Genomic DNA, 14,408 nt, shown 5'->3' with positions numbered 1-14,408 from the left:
GGCGGCAGCCGCCCCGCCGCTCCGGTGACGGGGGGTCCACACCCTCAGCCGGGCGGTCTCCCCGGCCGAGGCAGCGGGTTGGCGTCGGTAGCGGCGCGCACGAAGTCCCGTACCCGTGCGGTGGTGTTGGTCTTCATCCAGACGAGGCCGCGCTCGATCGGAGGCGCGTCGTGGATCGGCACGTAGCTGATGTCCGGCCGCGGAGAATAGCGAGGGGTGTTCGCGCCGACCGGGAGCACGCCGCGACCCATCGCGACGAGGGTGAGCATCTCGGAGAAGGTGTTGCCGATCGGGCCTTTCGGGATCGGCCGGCCGGACGGGGTGTGCTCGGGGGTGCGGTCGGATTTGAATGCGGCCGAGGTCACCGCCGGGTACTGCACGACCGGGTGCTCGGCGAGGTCTTCCAGCGACACCGCCCGCGCACCGGCCAGCACATGCCCGCTCGGGACGGCCAGGAGCCGGCCTTCGCGCAGCAGGGCCGGACCGGTGGACATGTCGTCGAACGGGAACGACGCGAGCAGAAGGTCGATGGACCCGTCGACGAGGTGGGCGCGGGAGTTGGCCAGTTGAGCCTCGTGCACGGTGACCTCGCAGCCGGGGTGACGTTCGGTGAACAGGCGGACCGCTCTGAGCAGCGTCGGCGCGGTCCACTCGCCGAGGAACGCGACATGGAGGTGGCCGGTGACGCCTCGGCCGGCCTCGACGGCCCGGCTGAAGGCCTGCTCCATCCCGGTCACCAGCGGGGTGAGGTCGTCGGCGAGCTGCTGACCGATCGCAGTGAGCCGCACGACCCGGCTGGTCCGCTCGAACAGCGGCGCCCCGACGCGACGTTCCAGCTTCTTGACGACGTGGCTGATCCGGCCGGTGGTGACGCCGAGCCTGTCGGCGGTACGGCCGAAGTGCAGCTCGACGGCCAGGGTCAGAAAGGTCTCGATCTCGTGACGCTCGAGCATGTACCGGTCCGATCGTTGAATACAGGTCAACGATCCTAGACCGATCATGGCTTGGTCGACATCGCCGGCTGCCCAAAACTGGAGGTCATCACCACTTCCGCCCGTACTGATGGAGCCTTTGTGGACATCGAAAACACCGTCGGCCCGGCCGCACTGGACGTTCGCGCTGAAGCACCGGGAGACGCCTTGCAGGTGATCGCCTTCGACCACCTGGTGCTCAACGTCAACGACGTGGAGCGATCTCTCGCCTTCTACTGTGGGGTGCTGGGGCTGCAACCGGTCCGGGTCGACGAATGGCGCGCCGGAAAGATCAAATTCCCCTCGGTGCGCGTCGACGCCAGCACGATCATCGATCTCTTCAGCCGGTCCGGCGGCGGGTCGAACGTCGACCACATCTGCCTGGTCGTACGGCCCCTCGACTGGCAGCAGGTCATCGCCTCCGGAATCTTCACCCTGGTTGAGGGACCCGTCGGCCGCTTCGGAGCTCGCGGCAGCGCGACGTCGATCTATGTGCGGGACCCGGACGCCAACATCGTGGAACTGCGCTGGTATCCGCAGGATCGACCCGCATGAAGAGCCCGGCGCAACCCTCACACCTTCTGGGCTGCGGCATCGTTGCGGGCCCGCTATTCCTGGCAGCGGGCGTGATCCAGGGTCTGACTCGCGAGGGCTTCGACCTCACCCGCAATGCCATCAGTCAGCTCAGCCTGGGAGACCTCGGCTGGATCCAGGTAATCAACTTCATCCTCACAGGAGCGCTGCTCATCGCTGGCGCCACCGGTCTGCGGCAAGCGCTGCGCGACGGGCCGGGCGCCACCTGGGCGCCCCGAATGGTCGCAGTATTCGGAGCCTCGTTCCTGGTCAGCGCGGTGTTCGACGCCGATCCCGGCGCCGGCTTTCCCGTCGGCACCCCCGCCTTCGCGGGAGCGGCCCTGGGCCTGGTATGGCTCGCTGCGACGAGCGCCCGTCTCGCCATGACACCGCGGACTGAACGGTGACCGGCCAGAACCACGACTGTTGAAGCGGGCGGCAACCCTCTCGTCCAGGACGTGGGCCGAGTGGTGGATGCCCGCGGCGGGCGCACCGGCGTACACATAGATGGCCGCCTCTGCCCTGTGAGGGAGTGCCGTGATGCGCCGACTTCTGGCCCTGGCCGTCGCGGTGCTGGTCGCCGCGAGTCCGATCGGCACCGCCCGCGCCGCCGAGGCGCGGCCCGCGTCCGGCCTGCTGCCGTTCCCCAGCGACCGGTACACGGTCGCGGACCCGGCCAGCGCCACCGGGCGCCGGGTGCACTTCCCGGCCGGCGCGCTGCCGGCGAACGTGGCCGGTGAGCACATCGACCCGGCGGAGTGGAACCGGCAGGACGGGTTCAGCCCCGGCACGCCGATCCTCGTACACGTGCCGGGTCTTGATCCGGCGGCCAGCGGCATCGCGCCGGTCACGGACATCGGGCGATCGACGGCCCCGGACGCGCCGATCCTGCTGATCGACACGCGCACGCGGCAGCGCACCCCGCACTGGGCGGAACTCGACGCGCACGGCAGCGGCCTGCTCATCATCCGGCCGGCGGTGGCGCTGCGGGAGGCGACCCGGTACGTCGTCGTCCTGCGCGGGCTGCGCGACCGGGACGGAACGGTGATCCCCGGGCCGGACCGCGCGCCGCGGCACCTGCGCGACGACCTGGACCGTGCCGGGATCACGAGCCGGCACCTGTACCGGGCGTGGGACTTCACGGTGGCGAGCGCGCCCGGCCTCACCGGCCGGGTGCTGCGCATGCGCGACGACGCGTTCACCCGCCTCGGCCGCCGGGCGCCGGCCTTCACGGTCGGCCAGGTCACCGACTACACCCCCGACCAGGACGCCCGCATCGCCCGCCAGGTGCGCGGCACGGTCACGGTGCCGAGCTACCTGACCGGTACGGGCGGGCCCGGCGCCCGGCTGCACTACGGCACGGCCGGCGAGCCCGCCACCCCGGATGCCCTGCCCACCGCGTCCGGCGCGGCCCTCGCCGCCGACTTCGTGTGCAACATCCCGCGCAGCGTGAACGCCGACCGGCCGGCGCACCTGTCGCTCTACGGGCACGGCCTGCTCGGCGCGGCCACCGAGATCAACGCCGGCAACGTGAAGCAGATGTCGCAGGACTACGGCTTCCTGTTCTGCGCGACCAGCTGGATCGGGTTGTCGAACGCCGACATCCCGTACGTCGTGCGGACCTGGAGCGACCTGAGCCTGTTCCCGGCCGTACCCGATCGGCTGCAGCAGAGCTTCCTCAACTTCCTCTTCCTCGGCCGGGCGATGATCGCGGCGGGCGGGTTCGCCGGGCACCCCGCGTTCCAGGACGGCGAGGGCCGCAGCCTGATCGACCGGGCCGGCGGGCTGCACTACGACGGCAACAGCCAGGGCGGCATCAACGGCGGCGCGCTCACCGCGATCGCGCAGGACTGGACCCGCTCGGTGCTGGGCGTGCCCGCGATGAACTACAGCACGCTGCTGCAGCGCAGCACCGCCTTCGCCCCGTTCCAGCAGCTCCTGGACCAGGCGTACCCGGACCTCGCCGACCAGCAACTCATCCTCGCGCTGATCCAGATGCTGTGGGACCGCGGCGAGGCCGACGGCTACGCCCAGCACCTGACCAGGGACCCGCTGCCGGGTACGCCGGCGCACCGGGTCCTGATGCACGTGGCGTTCGGTGACCAGCAGGTGTCGCCGGCCGCCGCCCAGGTGCAGGCGCGGACCATCGGCGCCCGCATCCACCGGCCCGCGCTGGCGCCCGGCTGGTCCGACGAAGTCGTGCCGTTCTGGGGCATCAAGCCGATTCCGGCGTACCCGTACCGCGGTTCCGCTCTCGTGGTCTGGAACAGCGGTCAGACGTACGCACCGCCGCCGACTAACCTCGCCCCGAGCGGACCGCAGTACGGGCCGGACTCCCACGAGTTCCCGCGCGCGCAGCCGGGCGCGCAGCGGCAGAAGGCGGTGTTCCTGCTCAGCGGGAAGGTGATCGACGTCTGCGAAGGTCAGCCGTGCCCGTGACCGGGTGGTACGAGGAGCTTGAGCTTGTCGTCGCTCGGGGAGCCGGGGACTGCGGCGTAGACCAGCATGTACTGGGCGTGGTCGACGTCCAGGAGAGGGTGTGCGTACAGTTCCAGTTCGCCGAGAGTGGGGTGGCGGTAGCGCTTGAGTTCGCGGTAATGGGTCACGTCGACCTCGTGCAGGCGCCAGATCTCGGCGAACTCGGGGCTCGCCGCCAGCAGCGCCGTGACGATCTCGCCGGCCTGACCGCCCGGGTCGGCCGCGTACTCCACGCGGAGGTCCGCCGTGAAGACGCGGCCGCGCTTGGTGTGGTCCTCGGGTGGGAACAGGTCGCGGGCGGAGGGGTCGGTGAACCAGCGGTAGACGAGGAAGCGGGATAGACCGGAGAAGCGGGTGTAGTCGCCGATCAGCGCCTTCGCCTGCGGGTTCTGCACCAGGACCTCGCCCATGTTGGTCATGACCAGGGCGGGCACGTCGTAGAGGCGTTCGAAGACCCGCTGCAAGGTGGGGCTGACGCCGTTGTCGTGCTCGCGCGGCGGCGGAGCGAACCCGCCGAGCCGGAAGAGGTGATCGCGTTCGAACGGGCTCAGGCGCAGGGCGCGGGCGAGCGCGGAGAGCATCTGCTCGGACGGCATCGGTCCACGAAGCTGCTCGATGCGGCTGTAGTAGTCGGCTGACATGCCGGACAGCGCCGCCACCTCTTCGCGCCGGAGTCCGTGGGCCCGGCGCCGGCTGCCCCGCGGAAGTCCCACCTCCTCCGGTTGCAGCGCCTCGCGGCGTGCCCGTACGAATTCGGCCAGCTGTCGCCGATCCATACCTGCGCTTCTCCCCTGCTCTGAAGCCGTACGAAGGAAAGTGCGGTCAGTCCTCCAGCAGGTCGTAGACGGCCGCGGTGGCCTTCTTGACCTCACCGGCGGTGGGCGCGGACAGCGGCCTCGTCCGGTTGTGGCCGGAGTAGGCGATGGTGCACGTGCCGGCCTTGGTCTTGCCGGCGGCCGGGAACTTCATCGCCAGCTTGGTGAGGTTGCCGGCGGGGTCCACGGTCGCCTCGATCGGGACCGCCTTCGCCTTGTCGCCGAGCTTCTTGATCGCGTCCTCGTCCAGGATCGGGTGCGACGCGGCGATGTCGCTCAGGTCGGCGGTGCCGCTGAACCTGCCGACCTCGGCGCGGGTCAGGTCGTCCGCGGCCTCGATGACCATGGCGGCGCCGAGCGGGTCGGTCTCCCCGTTGTACGAGAACGGGCTGTCCGCGAAGTCGTCGATCTCGGCAGGGTCGATCGAGTACCAGGAGCTGCCCACGCCCATCCGCTTCCCGATCGCGGCCGGCTTGACGGTGATCTTCACGTACGGGTCGTCGGTGCCGAACGCGAGGTAGGCCATCGTGAGTGACACCTTGACCTCCGGGACCTCCTGGAAGATCCGGGTGCTGATCGCCTTGTTCGGCGCGTCCACCACACCCCACACGGCGACGCAGGCGCCGCTGGAGGCGTACTCGTGCGCCGCGGTCTTCGCGTCCGGAAGCGCGGCGAGCAGCTCGTCGGCCGGAGCCAGGGCCGGGGTGGCGGAGGCGGCCGGGGAGGCCGGGGAGGCCGCGCCCGGGACGTCGGCGCCGCTCTCCGAGGAGCCGCCGCAGCCGGTGAGGCCGAACGCGACGGCGGTGAGGGCGGTGAGGCCGGCGAGGGACCGGGCTATGTCCATGAGGGTTACTCCGAGTCTGCGGTGAGCGAAGATCGCAGATCATAGACAGGCCGGCCGGCCGGACACGCCGCCGGGCCGCCGATGCGGCCCGCTGCACGTCGGTCACGGTGGCCGTCTCGACCTCGGCCGGGTCGCACGGTGGGCCGACCGGGAACAACGGCGCCTCGAGCGGCTCGCCGCCCGCGGCCGGATCAGCAGCCGCGACGAGGCTCAGGGGCGGTGATCCTCCGGCGAGAGGATCTCCAGAGCGTTACACACGTCGATCACACCTGGCACCGACCACGGCACGCGTCCGGCCGCCGTCCTTGCCGTCTCCGAGTCGACCTGGCCGTCGAGGATCACGACGCCGTTCTGGAAGCCGATCTCGATCTGCCCCGCGTTGATGTCCGGATCCTCCAGCAAGGCCCGCGCCACCGCCGCCGCAGGTGTCGAGGTCTGACCCTCGCCGAGTACAGGTTCGGCACGACGGTGTTCATGGGCTGATGCCCAGGTCCCGTACCACTGCGGATCCCAATGCCACCACCAGTACATGACAGCCGCCTACCGTCGTGTCGCGACGCGCTCGCCCACCGCGAACGCGGTTGCCAGGCCTGCCGCGGCGAGAGTGCGCCGTACGAAGGGCGACGGTGCCACCAGCCGGACCGCGTGCCCGCGGCGATCGGCGACCTGAACCGGCACGATCACCTGCCCGGCGTGCCGGCGGGCGGCGGAGGTCATGGTCTCGTTGTTCACCTCGTCACTCCTCACAGATCATCGGATGCCCGGTTGTCGCCAGTTTCTCTGGTGAATCCGACTTTCTCTGGTGAATCCGACGAAGGATCGGCGAAGCGATGACAGTCCCCGATCGAAGAAGCGGCGCCTCCACGACGGAGCCCTCCGGTCAGACCGGCCCGATGAGACTTCGGTAATCGGCCGCTCGCACCGGCCCGCTCGACAGCGTGCCGTCGCCGCGCGGGACCTGCAGCGGTTGACCGTCGCGCAGGAACGTGACGGCGGCGATGTCGGCGCGCGAGGTGAGAGTGCAGACGATCTGCCCGTACGCGAGGACCTCGTCGCTGCGTGCGGCACCCTCACCGGCCTCGGCGATCTCGACTGCCGCCGTCGTCTGCCCGGCCGGCAGGCGGACGGTCAGCGCCGCCGTCGCCAGCGCGGTGGACAGCCCCTGCGCCTGCTCCGACGCGGTAGGGCCGGCGACGAGCTGGTCGAGTTGTCGCTGCGGGTCCAGCAGCGTGTCGAAGCGCCGGACCGTCTGCGTGAGCCGGCTGTCACGGATCAGGCACAGCACCTGGGCCACCTCCCCGACCGGCTCGGCTGCTGCCGAGGCCGTCGATGTGTTCAGCGGGCGTCGCGGCAGAGCCACCGGGTGAGCATCGTCCTGGGCCGGTACCCCACAAGCAGCCGGCGCCAGCACGGCGGCGAGGAGGACAGCGATCCATCGTACGGTGATCATGATTGATGTTCTGAGAGATCGATGCGGAACCGGGCCGCCGGCCGGGCCGGTGGCGTGCCCGCGGTGCACGGCGGCGTCGTCGCCTTCGATCGACAGCGCGGTGTTCATCCCCGCATGATGCCTGTTCGCGGTGTTGCCATCCGCTCTCGACAGAGGGTGGGATCGTTTGTCACGCGACTGTCACCGGCGCGGGAACGATCCGCAGCCCGGGGCCGGGCAGTCTGGGCGGACCCGCGACCCGCAGACCGCGCCGGTCCGGCTGCCTTCTCCCGTCTCGGCGCAGCGGTGGCTCGGCGAACCGGTGTTGTGGATCGCTGACCCGGCAGCCCTCGCTCGGGGAGAATGTGGTGATGTCCGAAGAGATCAACGGGTATCTCACCGCGGTTTCCGACACTGCGCGGGCGGTGCTCGCCGGGAACTTCGTCGGGGCGTACGCGGCCGGCTCGCTGGCCCTGGACGCCTTTCAGCCGGGCCGCAGCGACGTCGACATCGCCCTGTTATGCCGTGATCCGTTGAGCGATGCCGTCAAGCGGGAATTGATCGCTCGACTTCGGCACAGCGCACTGCCCTGTCCGGCTCGAGGGCTGGAGCTGGTCGTGTACACCGAGGCCGTGGCCCGATCCGGCACCAGGGAACCCGGGTTCGAGCTCGAACTCAACGACGGTCCCGCCATGGACTTCCGGCAGACGCTGCGACCAGCGGATCGTCCGGCGGCCGACGGAGCGTTCTGGTACGGACTCGACCGCAGCATCCTGCACCAGAGCGGTCGCGCGCTGGCGGGCCCACCGGCAGCCGAAGCCTTCGCCGATCTCTCAGCACAGGATGTGCGCAGCCTGCTCATCGATTCCCTGCACTGGTGGATGGCGCTGCCCACCCCGGCGAACGATGACCCCGCGGCCGGTGCGGACGATGCGGTTCTCGGGGCGTGCCGAGCGCTGGTCCGCTGTCGCGACGGGATATGGCTGTCCAAAATCGATGCCGGGCGGCACCTCATCTCGACCGGCTACCAGCCGACCGAGGTGATCGAACAGTCGATCGCCGCACGGTCCGGCGAGCCATCTCCGTCGGGCCCGCAGTCGAGAGCGTTTCAACGCGGCGTCCTGGAGGAGATCTCAGCGTAGACGTCGGATATCCCCTCCAGCGGTGTGTCCCCGTCTCGCAGCACGAGCCTCCGGCGCACGGCGGAGAGCCGACCTGCTGGTGTGCGGGCCTTGGGTGCGACGTCAACGTGCCGGGTTCAGCCGAGCGCTCCGGCGAGGGCCTCGACAACGGATGCCGCCCGGTCGAAGTCGCCCATCTGGTTGGTGAGGTAGGCGAAGCCCACCCTGGCATCGGAATCGGCGAAAGTCAGCTGTCCACCCAGGCCTTCGTGCCCGAAGGAGGCGCTCGACAGCATCTTCAGCTTGTCCGACGGGATCATCACGCCGGCTCCCCACGAATTCCACGGACCTTCGATGTACTCGGCGAAGCGCGGCATACCGACGCTTCGGGGGCGACACATCCGCTGCACGGTCGTGTCACGAAGCAGACGCACGCCTTTCGTCGGTGTGACCGTGGCCGACCAGACTCGCGCCACGCCACTGGCGGTCGCGACACCACCGGCGCTGGCCAGGCCGGCACTCATGACGGCGGCCGTCCGGTAATCGTCGAGGCTGCACGCGCCGTGCAGGGTGTTGGCGCGGTCCACCCAGAGCAGCGCCTCGATGTCGCCGGTGCGGTCCCGCACCGGCCCCGGGTCGTCGAGCAGGACACTGAGGCGGGCGTGCTGGTCCGGCGGCAGGCCGACCCAGACATCCGCGCCAAGCGGATCGAGGACCTCACGATCGAGGAATCGGCGAAACGATTCGCCGGTAGCGTTCTGGATCAGCTTCGATGTCAGTGCGCCGAGCGTGAGGGCGTGGTACTGATGGTGCTCGCCCGGGCGCCACAACGGCTCCTGGGCCGCCAGGATGTCGGCGAGCGCGAGTTCGTCGAGTACCTGCTCGGTCCGCGGCGGGCGCCGCGGCGCCGACAGGCCCGCACGGTGCGCCAGCACGTCGCCGATCGTCACCCGGCCCTTGCCGTACGCTGCGAAGCCGGGCCAGAAGTCGGCCACGGGGACGTCCCAGGAGGGCAGGAGTCCCCGCTCGACGAGCATGCCGATCGCGATGGCGGCGAGCCCTTTGGTACCGGAGAAGATCCGGGTGAGGGTGTCGGTCCGGTAGCGCCGGCCCGCAGCGGGATCGGCCGTTCCGGCCTGCGATTCGACGATGGGTACGCCGTCGAGCCAGATCGACAGCGCCGCGCCGCTGCGGTCCGGCTCGCGGACGGTGCGGCGGAATGCGTCCGCGACGGTACCGAAGCCGTCGGCGACCAGATCTTCGGCATTCGCCGGGGTCATGCGCGCCTCTGCAGAGCCGGCGCCTCGTCAGCGCGCCGCCGGCCGGCCAGGACCCCGAAGGCCACGGCGGTGAAGATCGCGACGATGCCGTACACGGCGGCGGGGACGGCCATCTCGGTGTTGCCCAACAGCGTGGGGCTGATCGCGATCGTGATGGCGAGGGTGCTGTTGTGGATGCCGATCTCCATCCCGACGGCGATCGACGCCGGCCGGTCGGCGCCGACCAGCCGCGGAACGCCGTAGCCGATGGCGATACTGGCCACGTTGAAGATGACGACGGCGACGCCCACGGCCGCGAAATAAGCGGCGAGGTTGTCACGCTCGGCGAGAACGGCGCCGGCGGTGGCCGCCGCGAGCACGGCAACCGACAGCACCCGGACCGGCCGGTCCAGGCGACCGGCGAATCGCGGAGACCGCGCTCGTACGGCCATGCCGATCGCGACCGGGATCAGCACGATGGCGAAGATCTGCAGCACCTTGCCGAACTGCAACCCGAGCCCTGCGGCGTCGTCGGTGAAGTACGCGGCCGACAGGTTGACGACGATCGGCAGGGTCACGATCGCCAGGATCGAGTTGACCGCGGTGAGGGTGACGTTGAGAGCCACATGTCCGCCGAACAGATGGCTGTACAGATTCGCGGTGGTGCCGCCGGGCGAGGCCGCGAGCAGCATCATGCCGACCGCCGAGGCCGGCGGTAGTTCCAGCGCCACGACCAGTACGAAGCAGAGAGCGGGAAGCAGGACCGTCTGGCATCCCAGTGCGATCATGACCGTTCGCGGGTAGGCGACGACGCGCCGGAAATCGGCCGTCGTCAGGCCCAGGCCGAGGCCGAGCATGGTGACCGCCAGCGCGACGGGAAGGCCGGCGGCTATGAAGGGCGAGTCCATGGCGTCGTATTCTCCGTCAGGATGCGGACGCCGGTCGATCACTTCGGGACCGTGACTCGGCCCATCGTTGAAGGTCCTCGAGAACGGTACGCAACGCGAGTGCGTCCCCGGTGGGCGTGTAGCTGACCCGGACCGGCGTGGAGTCGTGCACCGTGCGCATGATCAGGCCGTCGGTTTCGAGAAGGCGAAGGCGCTGGCTCAGGATCGCGGGGCTGATGCCGGGCACCCGCCGCGCGAGTTCGCTGAATCGGGTTTCCCCCTGCTCGACCACTATGGCCAACAGAGTCAGAGTCCACCGTCCGGACAGCACCTCGAGCGACATGCACGGATTGCATCGCACCGGCGTCGACATCTCGTCGACGATCTGTCGCCGGCTGATCGATCCGACCTGTCGTCGCGCTCAGGCCTCGCCGTCGATGAGTGGCCGCCACACGCGACCTCGCTGATGCCGTGACCGATCAGTTCGGCGGTGGCGGGAGCCGTGGCACGCAGCAGCCGCTCGCAGAGCCGCCGGAGCTGCCGGAGCTCGTCCGGAGCCAGCACGTCGACGACGAATCGCCGGGCGGTGCCGGCATGGCGCGGCGCCGCCTCGGTGAAGGCAGCCATTCCCGCGTCGGTGAGGAACACGTCCGCGCCTCGGGCACCCGCCGACGGGTTGCCCCGGCCGGCCAGCCCGCGCCGTTGCAGGCGGTCCACAGCGTGCGACACCCGGGACTGCGAGCCGGCGACCAGTCGCGCCAGCGCGGCTATCGGCATCGTCCGGTCCTCGGCATGCGACAGCCCGGCCAGGATCGTGTACTCGAAGAGGTTCAACCCGATGTCGCGTTTGAGCCGGGCGTCGATCTCCGTGGAGTAGGTGGTCATCAGCGTGGTGAAGGCCGTCCACGCCATGAGCTCACTGCCGGAGATCCGCGGCGAAGACCCGATCCCGTTCATCACGAACACCGCTCCTCCGTACGCGGGCAGAACTCTTCCCGGAGCATGATCGGCCCCAGCGCCGGCATGCAAACGTTCACAGCGGGGCAAAAGCCTGCATTGCGACATTCGAAACGACGCGTTGACGTGCCGTCGATTCCAGGTCGATCCGCTGTCGGCTTCGGGGGGTTCTCCTGAGGTCGACAAGTCCCCCACGATCGGGGAGTCGCCTCGCCATGATGAGTCGGATGCCGGGAGGACGGGTGGGGCCGGTCAACGCCACCGCATCACGGTTCGCCGTGCTGGGAGCGCTGCGAGCCTGGCGCGACGACGACGAGGTGGATCTGGGCGCACCCCAGCAGCGGGCTCTGCTGGCGATGCTGCTCGTCCGCGCGGGCAGCCCGGTCGCGATGAGTGAGATCATCGAGGTGCTGTGGCCGCATGGCGCGCCCGCCACCGCGGTGAACGTGGTGCAGCGCTACGTCAGCCGGCTGCGCAGGTTGCTGCCCGCCGACGGCCTGATCCGGCTCGCGGGAGGCTACCGGTTCGATCCTGCGGCGGCCGAGCTCGACCTGCTGGCTTTCCGCAAGGATCGCGCCGCAGGCCGGGCGCTGTCCGGACACGACCCGCACGGGGCGCTCGACCGGATGGTGGCCGCGCTGAGCCGATGGCGTGGTCCGCTCGTCGCCGGCATCGACGAGACGGTCCGTGGCGCGGCGATGTTCGTCGCGGTCGACAGGGAGCGTGCCGAGGCGGCGTTGCAGGCGTCCGCGCTGGCGCTCCGGGTCGGCGCCGGTGACCGGATCCTGCCCGCGCTGCGGGCCGTCGCCGCGGCGACGCCCCTGGACGAGGTCGTGCAGGCGGCGCTGATCCGGGTGCTGGCGGCGACCGGACGGCAGGCCGAGGCGCTGGCCCACTTCACCGTGGTACGCGAGCACCTCGCCGACGACCTCGGTGTGGATCCGGGCGGCGACCTGACCTCCGCGCACACCGAGGTGCTGCGCATCGGGACCGCCGGTACCCGGCCGGCGCGAGACTCCGCACCCCGCCCGGTCACCCCGGCGATCCGACCGGCTCAGCTCCCCGGCGACCTGCAGTCCTTCGCCGGGCGCACGGAGTGGCTGCACCGGCTGTCGTCGTTGTTGACGGGGGCTCAGGACGCGAGGTTCACCGTCCCGATCGCGGCGATCACCGGGATGGGCGGAGTCGGCAAGACCACTCTCGCCGTACACAGCGCGCACCGACTGGCCGGGGACTTTCCCGACGGACAGCTCTACACGAATCTGCGCGGTTTTGACCCGTCCTCGAGCCCGGTGTCCGCGCACGAGGTGCTCCGCGGATTTCTGGGCGCGCTCGGGGTCCCCGAAGCGGGCATCCCGGCGTCGTTCGACGATCAGGTGGCTCTCTACCGCAGCGTGCTGGCCGGCCGCCGGGTTCTCGTGGTGCTCGACAACGTCCGCGACGCCGATCACGCGCGCCCGTTGCTGCCCGGCCCTCCCGGGAGTGCCGCGATCGTGACCAGCCGCAACCCGCTGACCGGGCTGGTCGTCCGAGAGGGCGCCCTCCCGGTCACGCTGGATCTGCTGTCACCGGCGGAGTCACGTACGCTGCTCGCCCGCCGGCTCGGCCGGGAGCGGACGAGCCAGGCCTCCGCCGAGGTGACGCGGATCCTCGACGCGTGCGGAGGCCTCCCGCTCGCGCTGGCGTTGTTCGCCGCACGGGCGTCCTCCTACCCCGAGCTCGATCTCGACCGCCTCGCCGACGAGGTGGACGATTCACGCCGCCGCCTGGACGGGTTCAGCCGCGCCGGCGCCGACCACGACCTGCGGGCGGTCTTCTCCTGGTCGTACGCGCTGCTGGGTGACGACACCGCCCGGCTGTTCCGGCTGCTGGCCCTGCATCCGGGCCCGACGTTCGGCGCACCCGCCGCGGCGAGCCTCCTCGGCACCGATCCGGGTCGCGCCGACGCGTTGCTTCAGGAGCTGTGCCGGGCGAACCTGCTGATCGAGCATCGACCCGGGCGCTTCCGCTATCACGATCTCGTACGGGCCTACGGTGCCGAACTGCTCGGTGAGCACGAGGCGACTGCCGAACGGGACGCGGCGCAGCGGCGGCTCTTCTCGTACGGTGCGGGCAGTGTGGCGCACGCCGCGCACCTGCTCGATCCGAGCCGGCGACCGCCCACCCCGTACGAGAGGGAGTCGGACGGGGTGAGCATCGAGCGGATCGGCGACGCCGACGAGGCTCTGGAGTGGTTGACCTCGGAGCGCCCGGCGTTGCTCACGATGGTGGACCGTGCCGCGGCCGCCCGCCTCGACCGGCTGGTCTGCCACCTGGTGTGGGGGCTGGAGTCGCTGCTGCGGCGCCAGGAGTTCTGGCCGGATTGGGAGCGCACGCAACTGATCGGCCTGGAGGCCGCTCGCCGCCTCGGCGACAAAGTGATCGAGGTCCGCGTTCGTTACGCTCTCGGTTTCCTCTACTCGGCGCAGCACCTCGACGATCCCGGGGCCAGCGAGAAGCACCTCCAGCAGGCCCTGCGACTGGCCGCGGAACTGCGGGACCACGAGTTGCACGCCCGCGTGCTGGTCGTCGTGGCCGAGCAACGGATCAAGAAGGGGCGCCCGGACGAGCACCGATCGATCATGTACGCCGCGATCGGGGCCTTCCGGATGCTCGAGCTCGAGGATCCGGAGCGGGTGCCGCTCGACTTCGTCGCCTACGCCCATTGGCGAGCGGGCGACCTGGACAACGCGCTGTCCTACGCGCAGCGTGCCGTCGAGCGGCTGCGCGGCGCCGGTAACCACGCCGAGGCGACGGCCTGGCACACCCTCGCCGGTATTCACGCCGGCCGCCACGACGGGGCGGCGGCGCTGGCTGCGAACCACCGGGCATGTGAGCTCTACCGGGCGCTCGGTGACGACTTCCTGGAGGGCCTGGCCGAGGCCGGTCTGGGGGAAGCCCTCAGCGCGGCAGGCCGGCACGAGGCGGCCCGGCACCCGCTGAGCCGGGCGATCGCCATCCTGGAGTCGCTGGGAAGCCCGAAGGCGGCCGAGGCGCGGGCCCTGCTCGACGCGTTGCACGCGAAGGGCTGACCG

General features: G+C 70.6%; 15 protein-coding genes. 5 read left to right on the top strand and 10 right to left on the bottom strand.

All coding sequences use genetic code 11. From position 1 onward, the window contains the following. Positions 1-44 precede the first annotated feature (44 nt). Positions 45-953 carry a LysR substrate-binding domain-containing protein gene (locus AB0G10_RS16720; protein WP_360921589.1) on the bottom strand — a complete coding sequence of 303 codons (909 nt, stop codon included), beginning with the start codon at positions 951-953 and terminating at the stop codon, positions 45-47. 51 nt (positions 954-1,004) lie between these two features. Between AB0G10_RS16720 and AB0G10_RS16715 the strand changes: the two genes are divergently transcribed. The 3 genes from AB0G10_RS16715 to AB0G10_RS16705 all read left to right on the top strand — a co-directional run bounded on the left by AB0G10_RS16715 (position 1,005) and on the right by AB0G10_RS16705 (position 3,983). After that, a complete protein-coding gene (locus AB0G10_RS16715; RefSeq protein WP_360921587.1) occupies positions 1,005-1,526 on the top strand; it encodes a VOC family protein in 522 nt (173 codons plus the stop codon). After that, positions 1,523-1,951, top strand: a complete 429-nt coding sequence (locus tag AB0G10_RS16710; RefSeq protein WP_360921584.1) for a DUF998 domain-containing protein — start codon at positions 1,523-1,525, stop codon at positions 1,949-1,951. The genes AB0G10_RS16715 and AB0G10_RS16710 overlap by 4 nt, the downstream gene beginning before the upstream one ends. Before the next feature lie 133 nt (positions 1,952-2,084). Beyond that, entirely contained in the window at positions 2,085-3,983 is a 1,899-nt protein-coding gene (locus AB0G10_RS16705; protein WP_360921581.1) for a hypothetical protein, read from the top strand. Here AB0G10_RS16705 and AB0G10_RS16700 read toward each other — a convergent pair. The 5 genes from AB0G10_RS16700 to AB0G10_RS16680 all read right to left on the bottom strand — a co-directional run bounded on the left by AB0G10_RS16700 (position 3,968) and on the right by AB0G10_RS16680 (position 7,239). Continuing rightward, positions 3,968-4,798 carry a helix-turn-helix transcriptional regulator gene (locus AB0G10_RS16700; protein ID WP_360921578.1) on the bottom strand — a complete coding sequence of 277 codons (831 nt, stop codon included), beginning with the start codon at positions 4,796-4,798 and terminating at the stop codon, positions 3,968-3,970. The two genes, AB0G10_RS16705 and AB0G10_RS16700, sit on opposite strands and share 16 nt — an antisense overlap. 46 nt (positions 4,799-4,844) lie before the next feature. Further along, a complete protein-coding gene (locus AB0G10_RS16695) occupies positions 4,845-5,681 on the bottom strand; it encodes a hypothetical protein (protein WP_360921575.1) in 837 nt (278 codons plus the stop codon). Positions 5,682-5,891: 210 nt separating this feature from the next. After that, positions 5,892-6,212, bottom strand: coding sequence for a BON domain-containing protein (locus tag AB0G10_RS16690; RefSeq protein ID WP_360921572.1), 321 nt, complete (start codon positions 6,210-6,212; stop codon positions 5,892-5,894). A gap of 9 nt (positions 6,213-6,221) precedes the next feature. After that, on the bottom strand, positions 6,222-6,413 hold the full coding sequence (locus AB0G10_RS16685; RefSeq protein WP_360921569.1) for a hypothetical protein: 192 nt from the start codon (positions 6,411-6,413) through the stop codon (positions 6,222-6,224). A gap of 148 nt (positions 6,414-6,561) precedes the next feature. Further along, the gene (locus tag AB0G10_RS16680) at positions 6,562-7,239 is read right to left on the bottom strand and encodes a GerMN domain-containing protein (RefSeq protein WP_360921566.1); all 678 of its coding nucleotides are present in this window, start codon (positions 7,237-7,239) and stop codon (positions 6,562-6,564) included. A gap of 242 nt (positions 7,240-7,481) precedes the next feature. Here AB0G10_RS16680 and AB0G10_RS16675 point away from each other — a divergent pair, with 242 nt between their 5' ends. Further along, a complete protein-coding gene (locus tag AB0G10_RS16675; protein WP_360921564.1) occupies positions 7,482-8,252 on the top strand; it encodes a nucleotidyltransferase domain-containing protein in 771 nt (256 codons plus the stop codon). A 116-nt stretch (positions 8,253-8,368) separates the two neighbouring features. Here AB0G10_RS16675 and AB0G10_RS16670 read toward each other — a convergent pair whose 3' ends face one another. The 4 genes from AB0G10_RS16670 to AB0G10_RS16655 are packed head-to-tail and all read right to left on the bottom strand — an operon-like array spanning position 8,369 to position 11,343. Next, on the bottom strand, positions 8,369-9,511 hold the full coding sequence (locus tag AB0G10_RS16670) for a serine hydrolase domain-containing protein (RefSeq protein WP_360921561.1): 1,143 nt from the start codon (positions 9,509-9,511) through the stop codon (positions 8,369-8,371). Continuing rightward, a complete protein-coding gene (locus tag AB0G10_RS16665; protein WP_360921558.1) occupies positions 9,508-10,398 on the bottom strand; it encodes a bile acid:sodium symporter family protein in 891 nt (296 codons plus the stop codon). The genes AB0G10_RS16670 and AB0G10_RS16665 overlap by 4 nt, the downstream gene beginning before the upstream one ends. 16 nt (positions 10,399-10,414) lie before the next feature. Continuing rightward, the gene (locus AB0G10_RS16660) at positions 10,415-10,720 is read right to left on the bottom strand and encodes a helix-turn-helix domain-containing protein (protein WP_360921555.1); all 306 of its coding nucleotides are present in this window, start codon (positions 10,718-10,720) and stop codon (positions 10,415-10,417) included. Then, positions 10,684-11,343 (bottom strand): MarR family winged helix-turn-helix transcriptional regulator, encoded by a 660-nt coding sequence (locus tag AB0G10_RS16655; protein WP_360921552.1) that lies wholly within the window; start codon positions 11,341-11,343, stop codon positions 10,684-10,686. Before AB0G10_RS16655 ends, AB0G10_RS16660 begins: the two co-directional genes overlap by 37 nt. Before the next feature lie 218 nt (positions 11,344-11,561). Here AB0G10_RS16655 and AB0G10_RS16650 point away from each other — a divergent pair, with 218 nt between their 5' ends. Next, positions 11,562-14,405, top strand: coding sequence for a BTAD domain-containing putative transcriptional regulator (locus tag AB0G10_RS16650; protein WP_360921549.1), 2,844 nt, complete (start codon positions 11,562-11,564; stop codon positions 14,403-14,405). The last annotated feature ends 3 nt before the right edge of the window (positions 14,406-14,408 follow it).

The organism is Actinoplanes sp. NPDC023714 (assembly GCF_040639855.1).
Lineage (GTDB): Bacteria > Actinomycetota > Actinomycetes > Mycobacteriales > Micromonosporaceae > Actinoplanes.
This window is presented reverse-complemented; position numbering and strand designations above follow the sequence as displayed.